This is a genomic window from Aeromonas sp. NJAU223 (assembly GCF_051125555.1).
In the GTDB taxonomy this organism is placed as follows: Bacteria; Pseudomonadota; Gammaproteobacteria; order Enterobacterales; family Aeromonadaceae; genus Aeromonas; species Aeromonas veronii_G.
Genome location: NZ_CP144204.1, coordinates 4,315,710 through 4,330,647 on the forward strand (window position 1 = coordinate 4,315,710; position 14,938 = coordinate 4,330,647).

The 14,938-nt window shown below is 64.7% G+C and carries 14 protein-coding genes; 10 read left to right on the forward strand and 4 right to left on the reverse strand.

All coding sequences use genetic code 11. The annotated features are described in order from the left end of the window. Positions 1-27 precede the first annotated feature (27 nt). From VZC39_RS19880 to bacA, 5 genes are all read left to right on the forward strand, one after another. The gene (locus tag VZC39_RS19880; RefSeq protein ID WP_434664659.1) at positions 28-1,080 is read left to right on the forward strand and encodes a UDP-glucose--hexose-1-phosphate uridylyltransferase; all 1,053 of its coding nucleotides are present in this window, start codon (positions 28-30) and stop codon (positions 1,078-1,080) included. After that, positions 1,077-2,225 carry a galactokinase gene (gene galK, locus VZC39_RS19885; RefSeq protein ID WP_349920198.1) on the forward strand — a complete coding sequence of 383 codons (1,149 nt, stop codon included), beginning with the start codon at positions 1,077-1,079 and terminating at the stop codon, positions 2,223-2,225. The genes VZC39_RS19880 and galK overlap by 4 nt, the downstream gene beginning before the upstream one ends. After that, positions 2,222-3,250: a galactose-1-epimerase gene (gene galM, locus VZC39_RS19890; RefSeq protein ID WP_434664661.1), complete on the forward strand. Its 1,029-nt coding sequence runs from the start codon at positions 2,222-2,224 to the stop codon at positions 3,248-3,250. Before galK ends, galM begins: the two co-directional genes overlap by 4 nt. A gap of 75 nt (positions 3,251-3,325) precedes the next feature. Then, positions 3,326-4,321, forward strand: a complete 996-nt coding sequence (locus VZC39_RS19895) for an aldo/keto reductase (protein ID WP_434668526.1) — start codon at positions 3,326-3,328, stop codon at positions 4,319-4,321. Positions 4,322-4,524: 203 nt separating this feature from the next. Further along, positions 4,525-5,340 carry an undecaprenyl-diphosphate phosphatase gene (gene bacA, locus VZC39_RS19900; RefSeq protein ID WP_349920201.1) on the forward strand — a complete coding sequence of 272 codons (816 nt, stop codon included), beginning with the start codon at positions 4,525-4,527 and terminating at the stop codon, positions 5,338-5,340. 61 nt (positions 5,341-5,401) lie between these two features. Here the strand turns inward: bacA and VZC39_RS19905 are convergent, their stop codons facing one another. From VZC39_RS19905 to VZC39_RS19915, 3 genes are all read right to left on the reverse strand, one after another. After that, entirely contained in the window at positions 5,402-6,046 is a 645-nt protein-coding gene (locus VZC39_RS19905) for a ChrR family anti-sigma-E factor (RefSeq protein WP_434664664.1), read from the reverse strand. Continuing rightward, positions 6,039-6,608, reverse strand: coding sequence for a sigma-70 family RNA polymerase sigma factor (locus tag VZC39_RS19910; RefSeq protein WP_349920203.1), 570 nt, complete (start codon positions 6,606-6,608; stop codon positions 6,039-6,041). The genes VZC39_RS19905 and VZC39_RS19910 overlap by 8 nt, the downstream gene beginning before the upstream one ends. A 133-nt stretch (positions 6,609-6,741) precedes the next feature. Then, positions 6,742-7,308: an LON peptidase substrate-binding domain-containing protein gene (locus VZC39_RS19915; RefSeq protein WP_434664666.1), complete on the reverse strand. Its 567-nt coding sequence runs from the start codon at positions 7,306-7,308 to the stop codon at positions 6,742-6,744. A 314-nt stretch (positions 7,309-7,622) separates the two neighbouring features. Between VZC39_RS19915 and argS the strand changes: the two genes are divergently transcribed. The 4 genes from argS to hslU all read left to right on the forward strand — a co-directional run bounded on the left by argS (position 7,623) and on the right by hslU (position 12,315). After that, positions 7,623-9,368, forward strand: a complete 1,746-nt coding sequence (gene argS / locus VZC39_RS19920) for an arginine--tRNA ligase (RefSeq protein WP_434664667.1) — start codon at positions 7,623-7,625, stop codon at positions 9,366-9,368. A gap of 3 nt (positions 9,369-9,371) precedes the next feature. Beyond that, on the forward strand, positions 9,372-10,208 hold the full coding sequence (locus tag VZC39_RS19925; RefSeq protein WP_434664669.1) for an SPOR domain-containing protein: 837 nt from the start codon (positions 9,372-9,374) through the stop codon (positions 10,206-10,208). 187 nt (positions 10,209-10,395) lie between these two features. Next, positions 10,396-10,929: an ATP-dependent protease subunit HslV gene (gene hslV / locus VZC39_RS19930; RefSeq protein ID WP_434664671.1), complete on the forward strand. Its 534-nt coding sequence runs from the start codon at positions 10,396-10,398 to the stop codon at positions 10,927-10,929. A 57-nt stretch (positions 10,930-10,986) separates the two neighbouring features. Continuing rightward, positions 10,987-12,315, forward strand: a complete 1,329-nt coding sequence (hslU, locus tag VZC39_RS19935) for an HslU--HslV peptidase ATPase subunit (protein ID WP_349920210.1) — start codon at positions 10,987-10,989, stop codon at positions 12,313-12,315. Positions 12,316-12,390: 75 nt separating this feature from the next. Here hslU and VZC39_RS19940 read toward each other — a convergent pair whose 3' ends face one another. Continuing rightward, complete coding sequence (locus tag VZC39_RS19940; protein WP_434664673.1) at positions 12,391-13,623, reverse strand: MFS transporter; 1,233 nt, start codon at positions 13,621-13,623, stop codon at positions 12,391-12,393. A 187-nt stretch (positions 13,624-13,810) separates the two neighbouring features. On the opposite strand from VZC39_RS19940, the gene VZC39_RS19945 reads away from it, so the two are divergent. Next, on the forward strand, positions 13,811-14,716 hold the full coding sequence (locus VZC39_RS19945) for a LysR family transcriptional regulator (protein ID WP_434668528.1): 906 nt from the start codon (positions 13,811-13,813) through the stop codon (positions 14,714-14,716). Positions 14,717-14,938 lie beyond the last annotated feature (222 nt).

A 14,938-nucleotide genomic window follows, 5' to 3' on the forward strand; every position in this document is an offset into this window, starting at 1 on the left:
TCTCTTACCTCATTATCTGGAGTGATGATGTTCAACCCGATTGATCACCCCCACCGTCGTTTCAACCCGTTGACCGGCCAGTATGTGCTGGTCTCCCCCCACAGGGCCAAGCGCCCCTGGCAGGGTCAGATCGAGAAGATAAGCCAGACGCCGAGCCAGGCCCACGATCCCGATTGCTTCCTCTGCGCGGGCAACAAGCGCGTCTCCGGCGACCAGAACCCCGACTATCGGGACACCTTCGTCTTCACCAACGACTTCGCCGCCCTGATGCAGGACACCCCGGCCGCCGCCACCGAACAGGATCCCCTGCTCAAGCTGGAAGCCGCCCGCGGCACCAGCCGGGTCATCTGCTTCTCGCCGGATCATGGCAAGACACTCCCGGAACTGTCTCTGCCCGCCATCGAGGCGGTGATCACCACCTGGATGAGCCAGGTGGCCGAGCTGTCCCGGCAGTGGGAATGGGTGCAGGTGTTCGAAAACAAGGGCGCCGTCATGGGCTGCTCCAACCCGCATCCCCACGGTCAGCTGTGGGGCAGCGACTTCCTGCCCAACGAAATAGCCCGTGAGGAGGCGAATCAGCGCGCCTGGCTGGCCGAGCACGGCAGCCCGCTGCTGGTCGACTATGTGCAGCGGGAGCTGGCGGATCGTTCGCGCATCGTGGTGGAGACGGAACATTGGCTGGCGGTAGTGCCCTTCTGGGCGGCCTGGCCATTCGAGACCCTGTTGCTGCCCAAGGCCCATGTGCCCTCCATGCTGGACCTCACCCCGGCCCAGCAACAGGATCTGGCGGTGGCGCTCAAGGAGCTCACCAGCCGTTACGACAACCTGTTCGAGTGCAGCTTCCCCTACTCCATGGGCTGGCACTTCGCCCCGCCGAACACGGATAGCCCCGAGGCCTGGCAGCTGCACGCCCACTTCTACCCGCCCCTGCTGCGCTCCGCCACCGTGCGCAAGTTCATGGTGGGCTTCGAGATGCTGGCGGAAACCCAGCGAGACCTGACGCCGGAACAGGCCGCAGAGCGGCTGCGCGCGCTCTCCCCCATTCATTACAAGCAGCAAGCCAATGAGGTGACCCCATGACCCCCAGCCAACGCGTCAGCGCCGTCTTCGCAGAACAGTTTGAACGCCAGCCCGATCTGCTGGTGCGCGCCCCCGGCCGCGTCAACCTCATCGGCGAGCACACCGACTACAACGACGGCTTCGTGCTGCCCTGCGCCATCGACTACGAGACCTGCGTCGCCATCGGCCTGCGCGATGACCACCTGGTCCATGTGATCGCCGCCGACTACGGCAACCAGCGCGACCTGTTCAACCTGGATGAAGCCATCACCCACCACCCGGATCAGCGCTGGAGCGACTATATCCGCGGCGTGGTGAAATACCTGCAGGCGCGCGGTCATGCCTTGCGCGGCCTCAACCTGGTGGTCTCCGGCAACGTGCCCCAGGGCACGGGGCTCTCTTCGTCCGCCTCCCTGGAAGTGGCCATCGGCCAGGCCTTCAAGGAGGCGCTGGGGCTCGACATCAGTCAGGCCGAGATCGCCCTCAACGGCCAGCAGGCGGAGAACCAGTTCGTCGGCTGCAACTGCGGCATCATGGATCAGATGATCTCCGCCAGCGGCGAGGTGGATCACGCCCTGCTGCTGGATTGCCGATCCCTGGAAACCCGCCTCATCCCCATGCCAACCAACCTGGCGGTGCTCATCGTCAACTCCAACGTGCGTCGCGGCCTGGTGGACAGCGAATACAACACCCGCCGCCAGCAGTGCGAGCACGCCGCCCGCCACTACGGGGTCAAGGCGCTGCGCGACCTGGATCTGGCCGCGCTGGAAGCAGGCAAGGAGGGGCTCGATGAGACCAGCTATCGCCGCGCCCGCCACGTGGTGGGCGAGAATGGTCGCACCCTGGCCGCCGCCGATGCCCTGGCGAGCGGCGATCTGGTGCGCCTCGGCGAACTGATGGCCGAGTCCCACGCCGCCATGCGGGACGACTTCGAGATAACCGTGCCCCCCATCGACGGTCTGGTGGAGATCATCAAGGCCCAGATCGGCACTGAGGGCGGCGTGCGCATGACGGGGGGTGGCTTTGGCGGCTGCATCGTCGCCCTGCTGCGCCCGGAACAGGTGGACGCCGTGATCGCCAGGGTCGAGTCCGAATACCCGGCCCGCTTCGGTCTCAAGGCCGATTGCTATGTCTGCAGCGCCAAGGCCGGGGCGGGCAGGCTATGACCCAGGCCAGACAGGCGCACGACCCCCTGATCCCCTTCGAACTGGAGAACGAGACGGGGCTGCGCCTGCGCGGCCTCGACTTCGGCGCGACCCTGACCTCCCTCAGCCTGCTGGTGGGGGGAGAGCGACGAGAGGTGCTGCTCGGCTGCGCCGACGAGGATTACCCCGCCCAGCAGGTGTGGCTGGGGGCGGTGGCGGGGCGCTTTGCCAACCGCATCGGCGGCGCCGAACTGACCCGAAACGGTCAACATTGGCAGCTGGATGCCAACCAGCCCCCCCACTGCCTGCACGGCGGCCGCGATGGCTTTCATCGCCGCCGCTGGCAGCGGGTTCGGCAGACCAGCGACAGCATCAGCCTGAGCCTGGTCTCTCCGGCGGGGGATCAGGGCTTCCCCGGTCAGCTGCGGGTCACGCTGACCTATCGGCTGGAGGGGCAGGATCTGGTGATCGATTTCGAGGCCAAGAGCGATGCCCCCACCCCGGTCAGCCTCACCAGCCACGCCTATTTCAACCTGGATGGGGACAGCCCCGCTGGGGATGTGCGTCAGCATGCCATCACCCTGCGGGCGAACAGCTTCCTGCCCACCGATGCCAGCGGGTTGCCGCTGGCCATCACCCCGGTGGAGGGCCCCTTCGATCTGCGCGCCGAGCGCCCTATCGGCCAGGCCTGGCTGAGCCATGCCCAGCAGATGCAGGCCAAGGGGTACGATCACGCCTATCTGCTGCATGGGGCGGAGCAGCAGGGCAAGTCCGGGCAGACCTGGGCGGCCCGCGTGCGTTCCGCCGATCGGCAGCTGGCGATGGAGGTCTATACCAATCAGCCCTCCTTGCAGTTCTACAGCGGCAACTGGCTCGCCAACACACCGGATCGCACCGGCCGGGGCTACGGGGATCACGCCGGCTTCTGCCTGGAGGCGCAGCAGTTGCCGGACAGCCCGAATCGCCCGGCGCTGGGGGATCCCTGGCTGCTGCCGGGCCAGCGTTATCACCACCAAACCCGTTACCGTTTTATTCCCGCCGGCTGATGCCGCCCTGGCCCGTGTCTCAGGAAGCGGGCCAGGGGCCATCAGCGTCGAATCGACACAGGAGTCTTGATGGACATGGATGCGCACTACCAGGCCGCCGCTGACCGCTATCAGCGCCAACCTTACCGACCCGCTGGCCGCCATGGCCTGCGTCTGCCCAGCATTGGCCTCGGGCTCTGGCACAACTTCGGCGAGGGGAGCGATCCCGCCAGGGTGAAGGCCATGGTGCATCAGGCGTTCGATCTGGGGATCACCCACTTCGATCTGGCCAACAACTACGGCCCCCCGCCGGGCAGCGCCGAGACCACGTTCGGCACCCTGCTCAAGGGCAGCCTGGCCCCTTATCGGGACGAGCTCATCATCGCCAGCAAGGCGGGCTATGTGATGTGGGACGGCCCCTACGGTGACGGAGGCAGCGCCAAATATCTGTTTGCCAGCCTGCACCAGAGCCTGCGCCGGCTCGGTCTCGACTATGTGGACATCTTCTATCACCACAGGCCGGATCCCCGCACGCCGCTGGAGGAAACCTGCCAGGCGCTGGCGCTCATGGTCCGTCAGGGCAAGGCGCTCTACATCGGTCTCTCCAACTACCCCGCCGAGCTTGCCGCCAGGGCCGCGACCCGGCTGGCCGAGCTCGGCACCCCTTGCCTCGTGAATCAGCTCAAGTACTCCCTGTTTCAGCGGGACATCGAGGCGCAGACCCTGCCAGTCTGCCGTGAACAAGGGGTGGGCGTGGTCGCCTTCTCCCCCCTGGCGGGCGGCCTGCTGAGCGATCGCTATCTGGCCGGGATCCCGAGCGACTCTCGCGCCGCCAGCGCCAGTCCCTTCCTGCAGCCCGACCAGATCACCCCGGACAAGCTGGAGAAAATCCGCGCCCTGCACGCCCTGGCCAGACAGCGGGGACAAGCCCTGTCACAGCTCGCCCTGCAATGGGTACTGCGGGACGCCGTGGTGAGCTGCGCCCTGATCGGTGCCAGCAGTGCGCAGCAGATTGTCAGCGCGGTGGATGCCCTGAGTCTGCCCCCCCTGGAGGCAGAGCTGCAGCAGAAGATCCTGACCATCATGGATTGAGCAGAATGTTGAGAGGGTTAATTCTTCCTTAATTATTGCCATGCCATCATGGGATGGAAAATTGCAGCAAAATATCCCGCCAGCACCAGCGAGTGACGCCAAAATATTCTCTGGTTGCCAGCGGGCTTTTCCGCCATCATTGGCTGCCCCGACTCCGCTCGGGGCTGATTTTATCCGGCACCATCAACCAAGAGACCTGATCCATGACCGATTCCTACGCCCTGTTTGTCGCCTTCGTGCTGGGCATAGTGGAAGGCCTGACCGAGTTTTTACCCGTATCCTCCACCGGCCACATGATCATCGTCGGCCACCTGCTCGGATTCGAGGGCCCCAAGGCTGCCACCTTCGAAGTCGTGATCCAGCTGGGCTCCATTCTGGCGGTGGTCGCCGTGTTCTGGCGCCGCCTGTTCGGCTTGATCGGTATTCATTTCGGTCAGAAACCGGCGCCTGGCCACGCCACCCTCTCCCTGGTACACATCATCCTCGGCATGATGCCCGCGGTGATCATCGGTCTGGCCATCCACAGCTGGATCAAGGCCAATCTGTTCGGACCCGAGACCGTCATGTACGCCCTGGTGGCCGGCGGCATCCTGCTCATCATCGCCGAGAAGTGCCGCCCCGCCGTGCGCTCCGAAACCCTGGATGACATCAGCTACAAGCAGGCGCTCGGCATCGGCCTGTTCCAGTGTCTGGCGCTCTGGCCGGGCTTCTCCCGCTCCGGCGCCACCATCAGCGGCGGCATGCTGATGGGGATCAGCCGTCAGGCGGCGGCCGAGTTCTCCTTCATCCTGGCGGTGCCCATGATGGTGGCCGCGAGCGGCCTGGATCTCTACAAGAGCCGGGACTTCCTCTCCATGGCGGACTTCCCCATGTTTGCGGTGGGCTTCATCACCGCCTTCGCGGTCGCCATGATCGCCATCAAGACCTTCCTGGCGCTGATCCGTCGTCTCGATTTCATCCCGTTCGCCATCTACCGCTTCGTGGTGGCCTTCGCCGTCTACCTGGTGTTCGTCGCCTGACAGGGCCGAGCCGCCATGAAAAAAGGGACCGCAAGGGTCCCTTTTTTATGGGTCTGATAGCTCAATAGAGACGATGGCTGATACGGTTGAGCAGCCGTGGCAACCCCTTGGTGAAGCGGATGGGGGCATCCTGCACTATGTAGCAGAGACAGCCGTCCGGCGTATGGGGGCTGTGATGGTGGCGGGCATCCCGCCAGATGAAGTCTCCCGCCTGATAGCGCACCTCCCCCTCCTGCAGGCTGCCGGCCAGCAACAGAGTCAGCTCATAGCCCTGGTGGGTGTGATCCGGGATCTGCCCGCCCGTCGCCACGTGCAAGAGGCTGGCCCGTATCCCCTGTTCCGCCAGCGGCAGGCGACAGTGGCGGATGCCGCCGATACGCCGCCAGCTCGCCTGGTGATAGCGGGCCAGCGCTCGGGGCAAGGGATAGCCCCGATCCCCGACCCTCAGCTCCGTGGCCGGTCGGGCCTGAACCTCCTGATGAGAGACCGGCTGTTGCAAGATGGCCGCCAGCACGGCATCCAGCGCAGGGGCCGGGGCCGCCTCTTCCAGATGGCTGGCCGCCAGCTCCGCCTCCCAGACGTTCACGTCAGCGCCACATTCGGCGCAAAGCTCGCAGTGAGCGGCGACCCCGACCGTCAGCGGCAGCGGCAGCTCGTCGGCCGCGTAGGCGCGCAGCAGGGCCGGGGTGGGATGGGCTTTAATCATGGTCTTGCTCCACTTGTTCCTTGAGTTTCTGCAGTGCCAGTCGCAGCCGCGACTTGATGGTCCCGAGCGGCACGCCGAGCAGCTCCGCCAGCTCCTGCTGGGAGAGTTCCTGCAGGTAGATGCCGCGCACCACCTGCTGCTGGGCCTGCGGCAGGATGGCGAGGTGATGGGCCATCTGGCTCGTCAGCACGCTCCCCTCCCCGTCACTCAGCTGATCCTCCTGCGCCCTGAATTCCAGCAGGGGCCAGAGCTCCTCGGCACAGAGATCCTCTTTACTGGCACGGCGACGGCGCAACATGTCGAAGCACTGGTTGCGCATGACGGTGTAAATCCAGGTGGTGGGGGCCCCCTTGTCGGGGCGATAGAGCCGCGCCTTCTGCCACACCAGCAGCATGGTCTCCTGCACCAGTTCGAGGGCATTGGCCTCGCTGCCGAGGTGGCGCAGGCCATAACCCCGGATGCGCGGCGCGAAGTGGTGGAACAGGGCGGCAAAGGCGGCCTTGTCGGCCTGCTCCGCCACCCGCAGCAGCTGGGCGGTCAGATCACCATCGGGATTATCCATGGGGGACGAGGTCCTGGATGGAACATGTGATGGTTGGCTAGTATATGTCATCTCGCCCTGCCTCGGTGGTCACCCATCCATAGATGCAAAGAGATACGACGTCCGCCGGAAAAGGATCACGAGGCACCCGGATTCAGTGGCTTGCCACCAGCAGGCCGCTCAGCAGGGAGAGCGCCGGCTGGTTGTTCTCCGCCGCCACCAGCCACTGCTTGTGTTCCACCGGGATCGGCAGCACCTCGAGCCAGCGCTGCACCACCCAGCTGGCATCGTCCCAGTCCGGCTGGGCATAGAGGGCGGCGTACTCCGGGTAGTCGTTGAACACATCCTGCAGCGCCTTGGCCAGGGAGTGCTGATCGGCGTTGAGCCGACTGGTCTGCCAGGGCGGCAATGGCTCCACTTCTCCCACCCGCAGGCCATCGGACTCCTGCCAGAGATCGGTGATCCGCACCCGGCTCACCCCGAGCACCGTGATGCCGAGCAGGCCATCCGGCAGCAAATCGAAGTCGGCGATCCGCACCCGGGTGGCGATCGGATACATGTTGCGCAGCGCCTCGGGCTGGCGGGGATCCAGCATGCAGAGCGCAAACTCCCTGCGCTCTGCTTCGGCGACCATGCGCTGATAGCGAGGCTCGAAGATGCGCAGCGGCATGATGCCGCCGGGCAGCAGGTGAGCGGAGAGGGGGAAGAGCGCCAGTTTCATCGAAATCATCCTCGGTCGATGTCACCTAATGATACGACCGCCCGGGGCGAGGAGATCATTCATGACAATGGCGGCCGAAAGACCCTTTAACAAACAGGGGAAAATAGCCTGGACAAGTCGCTTCGATATGCAGTAGAAATGGATAAGCACCAGTTATTCCACGTAATATTCTGGAATTACCGGCCAAAAGCAGTGAAATATCCGCCACCCCGACAGGGGCGGGCCATTCCTGTAGTTTTCTCGGCCCGATGCGGGTAAAATTCACGCCCTTATCCAGTCAGTCATTTTTCGACGCGCAACCTCGGTGGTCAGTTATGAAAGAGCATATTCATCATCTACTTGAACAAACGGTAGCCAATCTCAAGTCCGCAGGCGTCCTGCCCGCCGACCTGGAAGCCCGGGTGCAAGTGGATCGATGCAAGGAAAAAGCTCACGGTGACCTGGCCACCAACCTGGCCATGCTGCTGGCCAAACCAGCCCGCAAGAATCCCCGCGAGCTGGCTGCCGCCATCATCGAGCATCTGCCCGCCTCCGACCTCGTCGCCAAGGTGGAGATCGCCGGTCCCGGCTTCATCAACTTCTTCTTCGACACCAGCTGGCTGGCCGGTCAGGTCGAGACCATGGTGCACAGCGACAACGCCAACGTGAAGCTGCCCGCGCCGCAAACCGTGGTGGTGGACTACTCCGCCCCCAACGTGGCCAAGGAGATGGCGGTGCACCACATCCGTTCCACCGTCCTCGGTGACGTGGCGGCCCGCGCCCTGGAGTTCCTCGGCCACAAGGTGGTCCGTGCCAACCACATCGGCGACTGGGGCACCCAGTTCGGCATGCTGATCGCCTATCTGGAGAAGATGGAAAACGAGCACGCCAGCGACATGCAGCTCAAGGATCTGGAAGCCTTCTACACCCAGGCCAAGCGCCTGTATGACGAAGACGAGGCCTTCGCCGAGCGCGCTCGCAACTACGTGGTCAAGCTGCAGGGTGGTGATGAGTACTGCCGCACCATGTGGAAGAAGCTGGTCGACATGACCATGGAGCAGAACCAGCGCAACTACGACCGCCTGAATGTCTCCCTGACCGAGAAAGACATCATGGGCGAGTCCATGTACAACGACATGCTGCCCGCCATCGTGGCCGATCTGAAGGCCCGTGGCCTCGCGGTCGAGAGCGAAGGTGCCACCGTCGTCTATCTGGACGAGTACAAGAACAAGGATGGGGAGCCCATGGGGGTCATCATCCAGAAGAGCGATGGCGGTTTCCTCTACACCACCACCGACATCGCCTGTGCCAAGTACCGTTATGAAACCCTGGGCGCCGATCGGGTGATGTACTTCATCGACTCCCGTCAGCACCAGCACCTGATGCAGGCCTGGACCATCACCCGCAAGGCGGGCTATGTACCAGCCTCCGTGCCCCTCGAGCACCACGCCTTCGGCATGATGCTGGGCAAGGACGGTCGTCCCTACAAGACCCGTTCCGGCGGCACCGTCAAGCTGGTCGAGCTGCTGAACGAGGCCGAAGAGCGCGCCAAGGCCCTGCTGGAGAGCCGCAACAGCGATCTCTCCGACGAAGAGAAGGCCAAGGTGGTGCACGCCATCGCCATGGGCGCGGTCAAGTATGCGGATCTCTCCAAGAACCGCACCACCGACTACATCTTCGACTGGGATCTGATGCTGTCGTTTGAAGGCAACACCGCACCCTACCTGCAATACGCCTACACCCGGATCCAGTCCATCTTCCGCAAGGCCGGCGTCAACGAAGCCAGCCTGACCGGCAAGATAGTGCTGAACAAGGAAGCGGAAGAGACCCTGGCCCAGAAGCTGATCCAGTTCTCCGACGCGGTCAACAGCGTCGCGGACAAGGGCATGCCGCACCTGCTCTGCACCTATCTGTACGAGCTGTCCGGCAACTTCATGACCTTCTACGAAGCCTGCCCGATCAACAAGGATGGCGTCGACGAAGCCACCCGCAACAGCCGTCTGCTGCTGTGCGCCGCCACCGCCAAGGTACTGAAACTCGGCCTCGGCGTACTGGGCATCCACACCCTGGAGCGCATGTAATAGATGGCAACCCGGGATTACGTCGGCAACAGCCCGAGACGTCGGGCCGGTGGTCGTAACACCAAGAAAGCGGCACCTCGCCGCTTTCCTGTTATCCCGGCACTGCTGGCCGGGGGTCTGGTGGTCGGCTTTGGTGCCTTCCTCTACCTCATCAATGGCAAGGGGGCCGATGCCCCCACCATCGAAGAGCAGGTGAAGGCCAACAAGCCCAAAGCCCAAGGCAATGGCCTGCCCCAGGAGAAGTGGAGCTACATCGAACGACTGGAGAACAAGCAGGTGGACGTCATCGAGCCGCCGCCCCAGCCGGGCGTACTGCCACCGCCTCCTGCCGAGACCCTGACCCTGCAGCCGGACAAGCTGCCCAAACCGGTGGAGACCGCCATCCCGCAACCGGGCACCCCCATCGGGCAGGTGAAGCCTTATCAGCCGCAGCCGGTGCAGCCGACCAAGCCCGCCACCGGCGCGCCGGTGGCCAGCGCCCAGGAGCAGGTGATCGATCGCAAGGCCGAACGTGACCGGATGGAGCGGGAGCTGCGCGCCGAGATGGAGCGGGAACAGGCCGCCAAGGCCAAGGCCGCCTCCCAGACCGCGGCAGCGGCCGACGGCGGGCGTTACATGATGCAGTGCGCCGCCCTGCGCTCGCAGGATTCTGCCGAGTCGCTCAAGGCCCGCATCGCCTTCACCGCCGGGCTCTCCTCCAGCCTGCAGGTGGTCAATGGTGCCAATGGCGCCGTCTACAAGGTGATGGTCGGCCCCTTCAACGGCAAGGCCGCCGCCGATGGCGCCAACCGCAAGCTGCAAGGGGCCGGCATCAGCGGCTGCATCCCCAAGAAGGGCTGATCCTTTCACCAAAAACAGGAAGGCAGGGCCGGTGCCCTGCCTTCTTTTTATCTGCAAGATAACCTTCAACCCAAACGAGCCCCCTTTTGCCCCCCTTGCGACTCAGGGTTGAAAAGCCCGGATCCGACCCCCATCTTTCTTGCCATGCACAGTCAGGCCGTTTTTCGGCTCAAGCGAGGTAAGTAAAGTGACTACCATAGTTTCTGTCCGCCGCAACGGCCAAGTCGTGATCGGTGGCGATGGCCAGGTCTCCCTGGGCAACACCGTCATGAAGGGCAACGCCCGCAAGGTTCACCGCCTCTACAACGGCAAGGTACTGGCTGGTTTCGCCGGCGGCACCGCCGACGCCTTCACCCTGCTCGAGCGCTTCGAGGCCAAGCTGCAGGCCCACCAGGGCAACCTGGAACGTGCCGCCGTGGCCCTGGCCAAAGACTGGCGCACCGACCGCGCCCTGCGTCGCCTCGAGGCCCTGCTGGCCGTGGCCGATGAGCACAAGTCCTTCATCATCACCGGCAACGGTGACGTGGTGCAGCCGGAGCATGACCTCATCGCCATCGGCAGCGGCGGCAACTTCGCCCAGTCCGCCGCCATCGCCCTGCTGGAAAATACCGATCTGGATGCCAGGAGCATCGTCGAGAAGTCCCTCAAGATCGCGGGCGATATCTGCGTCTTCACCAATGGCAACCACACCATTGAAGTGCTGGACTACGAGCCGAAATAAGGCGACCCCATTTTGCAAGGGGTGGGCCCTGCCCGCCCCGGATACAGGAATTGCATCATGTCCGAGATGACCCCGAGAGAAATCGTCCACGAGCTGGACCGCCACATCATTGGTCAGGCCGACGCCAAGCGCGCGGTGGCCGTGGCCCTGCGCAACCGCTGGCGCCGCATGCAGCTCTCCGAGGAGATGCGCCACGAGGTGACCCCGAAAAACATCCTGATGATAGGCCCGACCGGCGTCGGCAAGACCGAGATCGCCCGTCGCCTGGCCAAGCTGGCCAACGCCCCCTTCATCAAGGTGGAGGCCACCAAGTTCACCGAGGTGGGCTATGTGGGCAAGGAAGTGGACAGCATCATCCGTGACCTGACCGATGTCGCCATCAAGCTGGTGCGCGAGACCGAGATGGAGAAGATGAAGTACCGCGCCGAAGAGGCCGCCGAGGAGCGCATCCTCGACGCCCTGCTGCCGAACCCGCGCAACAGCTGGGGTGAGGAAGAGAAGGCCGACAACTCCAACACCCGCCAGATCTTCCGCAAGAAACTGCGGGAGGGTCAGCTGGATGACAAGGAGATCGAGCTGGAGCTCTCCGCCAGCCCCATGGGCGTCGACATCATGACCCCGCCGGGCATGGAGGAGATGGCCAACCAGTTGCAGGGCCTGTTCCAGAACCTGGGCCAGCAGCAGAAGAAGAAGCGCAAGATCAAGGTCAAAGAGGCCATGAAGGCGCTGATCGAAGAAGAGGCCGCCCGTCTGGTCAACCCGGAAGAGCTGAAGCAGAAGGCCATCCACGCGGTGGAGAACAACGGCATCGTCTTCCTCGACGAGATCGACAAGATCTGCAAACGCGGCGAGAGCTCGGGCCCCGACGTCTCCCGCGAGGGGGTACAGCGGGATCTGCTGCCTCTGGTGGAAGGTTGCACCGTTAACACCAAGCACGGCATGGTGAAGACGGATCATATCCTGTTTGTCGCCTCCGGCGCCTTCCAGGTGGCCCGTCCGTCCGACCTCATCCCCGAGCTGCAGGGCCGTCTGCCGATCCGGGTCGAGCTGACCGCGCTCACCACCGAAGACTTCGAGCGCATCCTGACCGAGCCGAACGCCTCCCTGACCGATCAGTACCAGGCGCTGATGGCTACCGAAGGGGTCAAGATCGAGTTCACCCAGGATGGCATCCGCCGCCTGGCCGAGGCTGCCTGGCAGGTCAACGAACGCACCGAGAACATCGGCGCCCGTCGCCTGCACACCGTGATGGAGCGGCTGATGGAAGACATCTCCTACGACGCCTCCGAAAAGTCCGGTGAGACCTTCGTGATCAACGCCGACTACGTCAACGCCCACCTCGGCAAGTTGATCGAGGACGAGGATCTGAGCCGCTTCATCCTGTAAGTGCACTCAGACCCGGTAAAAACGCCTCCCTCGCGGAGGCGTTTTTGTATCCGCAATTCATGCCCGGGACACTTCTCACCCGGCACGACGATTCAACCAGAGCGCCAGCCCGAGCAGCAACCCGGCCGCCACGAAGCTAAGCTGCATGCCCGTTCTCAGAGTCATGGCGCTGGCTCCCCCCATTTCACTCCCGACCAGGGCGCTGAACAGGGTGCCGAGTCCGGCCGCCCCACCGAACTGCCCCAGGTTGCGGGCCAGGGTCAGCAAACCCGCCACAGCGCCACGATCCCGCTCGTGCGCCCCACCCACCACGGCGCCGTTGTTGGCGGTCTGGAACAGGGCATACCCCGCCGTCAGCAGCAAGATGGGCAACAGATAGCCGAGGGGCCCCCAGGATATCGGAAGCATCACCAGCCCCAGGGTGGCGAGCAGCATGGGCCCGAGACCGAGCCGCAGCACGGCTCCGCTACCCAGCCTGTCCACCAGCCAACCGGCTGGCAGGCCTGTACATGCCGCCAACAGTGGGCCACCCGAGATCCAGAGGCCCACCTCGGTCAGGCTGAGACCAAACATTCCGTGCAAATAGAAGGGGCCGATCAACAGGGTCAGCACCATCACGCTCGCCACCAGGGCGCTGCCGAGCAGGCCGTCCCGCAGGGGTGCCTCCCGCAGCAGTGCCAGTGGCAGCAGGCTCCCCAGCCTCACGCCATCACCCCGAGGGCCAGCCTCGTCAACAGGCAGACCGGTCAGCGCGAGCACCAGCGCCAGCAGACCCAGGGGCACCAGCAGCAGGAAGGGAGCCTGCCAGCCCAGACGGTCCACCAGCCAACCGCCCATCAGGGGGCCGAGGGCCGTACCGCAGGCCGACAGCGTGCCGAGCAGCCCCATGCCCCAGCCGCGCCGCTGCGGGGCCACTTGCCGGCCCACCATGGCGAGCGCCAGGGAGAGCATGCAGGCCGCCCCCGACCCTTGCAGAGCCCGCGCAGCGACAAGCCAACCCATGCTCGGCGCCAGGGCACAGAGCAGGGAAGCCAGCGTGAACAGTACCACGCCCCAGAGCAGCAACCGCCGACGGCCGAGACGATCGCCCAGGCGGCCCGCCACCACGGACAGACTGGTGATCCCCAGCAGGTAGGCAACCAGCACCCACTGCAGGCTGGCGAGGGGGATGGCCAACTCGACCCCCAATGCCGGCAGCACTATGTTACCCATGCTGCCCGCCAGCATGGGCAACAACGTCGAGAACCCCAAGGCCGGCAGGCCCATGGAGCGAGCGGTGAAAACAGGGGTGGCCATGGGGGATGACATAGGCGGATCTCGGCAGAGGGAAGATGCCGACAGCCTAGCCAGGGGGCTGAGCGGGCGGAAGACGCATGACTTGCAGTTAATCAGTGCATCTCACACCACATATCCCGCCGTGGCATCTTGTATGATGAGCAAGAAGGGCTGGCAGCGTCACCGCGGGCTCAAGGTATCACTCGGCGAGGGCATCATCATGAGCACACCGGATCTCAATCTGCTGATCACCCTGACAGCCCTGCTCGACGAGGGCAGCGTGGCGGGCGCCGCCAGGCGGTTGGGCTTGAGCCCCTCCGCAATGAGTCGGGCCCTTGCCCGCCTGCGTGACACCACGGGGGATCCCCTGCTGGTACGGGCGGGCCGCGGGCTGGTGCCCACCCCCCGCGCCCTGGCGCTGCGGGAGCGGGTCGGCGCACTGGTGCAGGAGGCGGGCGCCATGCTGAGCCCTTTGCAGGAGATCGAGCCCGCCAGGCTGGTGCGAACCTTCCGCCTGCGTGCCAGCGATGGCTTCGTGGAAACCGTCGGCCCCGCCCTGCTGGCCCGGCTCGCTACCGAGGCACCCGGGGTACGGCTGCACTTCGTGGCCAAGCCCGACAAGGAGAGCGGCGCCCTGCGCCACGGTGAACTGGACTTCGAAACCGGGGTGATAGGCGCCAGCACGGCACCCGAGCTGCATACCCAGGCCCTGTTCCGGGATCACTTCGTCGCCGTGGTACGCCCCAATCATCCCCTGTGCCAGGGCCCCCTGACCGCCGCCCGCTATGCCGCCGCCCAGCACGTCATGGTATCGAGGCGCGGGCGGGAGCACGGCCCCATCGACGACGCCCTCGCCGTGTTCAAGCTGGAGCGCCATGTCGCGACCCTAGTGCCGGGTTTTGCCACGGCCCTGGCGCTGGTACAGGCCAGCGATCTGGTGGCGACCGTGCCCGAGTTGCACTGCGCCAGCCTCTATCCGGATCTGGTGAGACTTCCCCTGCCCTTTTCCCTGTCCGCCATCACCCTGGTCCTGCTCTGGCACCCGCGACTGGACGCCGATCCGGCCCATCGCTGGCTGCGCCATCTGATCCGGGATCTCTGTGCCCGCCCACCCTATGGCAACTGACCGACGAAAGTTAACGACAGACCCGGTATAAAAATCAGCCACCCCCCTGCACTCACCCTGGTTTTCCAGCCCCACCACTGGGGCCAGATCCCGCCCCCCCTGAGGTCGCGACGCCGACATACCCCAATCCCATTCACCATGGGGAGTAGAGCCATTCAGACACCCATTTATGGATAGCCTTTCAACCTGCTCGAATTACCCCATAGGAGATATATAAATAGA

Bases quoted from the DNA above. Each gene is read 5' to 3' on its own strand.
- VZC39_RS19880 (WP_434664659.1), top strand. From the start codon at position 28: ATGTTCAACCCGATTGATCACCCCCACCGTCGTTTCAACCCGTTGACC.
- galK (WP_349920198.1), top strand. From the start codon at position 1,077: ATGACCCCCAGCCAACGCGTCAGCGCCGTCTTCGCAGAACAGTTTGAA.
- galM (WP_434664661.1), top strand. From the start codon at position 2,222: ATGACCCAGGCCAGACAGGCGCACGACCCCCTGATCCCCTTCGAACTG.
- VZC39_RS19895 (WP_434668526.1), top strand. From the start codon at position 3,326: ATGGATGCGCACTACCAGGCCGCCGCTGACCGCTATCAGCGCCAACCT.
- bacA (WP_349920201.1), top strand. From the start codon at position 4,525: ATGACCGATTCCTACGCCCTGTTTGTCGCCTTCGTGCTGGGCATAGTG.
- VZC39_RS19905 (WP_434664664.1), bottom strand. From the start codon at position 6,046: ATGATTAAAGCCCATCCCACCCCGGCCCTGCTGCGCGCCTACGCGGCC.
- VZC39_RS19910 (WP_349920203.1), bottom strand. From the start codon at position 6,608: ATGGATAATCCCGATGGTGATCTGACCGCCCAGCTGCTGCGGGTGGCG.
- VZC39_RS19915 (WP_434664666.1), bottom strand. From the start codon at position 7,308: ATGAAACTGGCGCTCTTCCCCCTCTCCGCTCACCTGCTGCCCGGCGGC.
- argS (WP_434664667.1), top strand. From the start codon at position 7,623: ATGAAAGAGCATATTCATCATCTACTTGAACAAACGGTAGCCAATCTC.
- VZC39_RS19925 (WP_434664669.1), top strand. From the start codon at position 9,372: ATGGCAACCCGGGATTACGTCGGCAACAGCCCGAGACGTCGGGCCGGT.
- hslU (WP_349920210.1), top strand. From the start codon at position 10,987: ATGTCCGAGATGACCCCGAGAGAAATCGTCCACGAGCTGGACCGCCAC.
- VZC39_RS19940 (WP_434664673.1), bottom strand. From the start codon at position 13,623: ATGTCATCCCCCATGGCCACCCCTGTTTTCACCGCTCGCTCCATGGGC.
- VZC39_RS19945 (WP_434668528.1), top strand. From the start codon at position 13,811: ATGAGCACACCGGATCTCAATCTGCTGATCACCCTGACAGCCCTGCTC.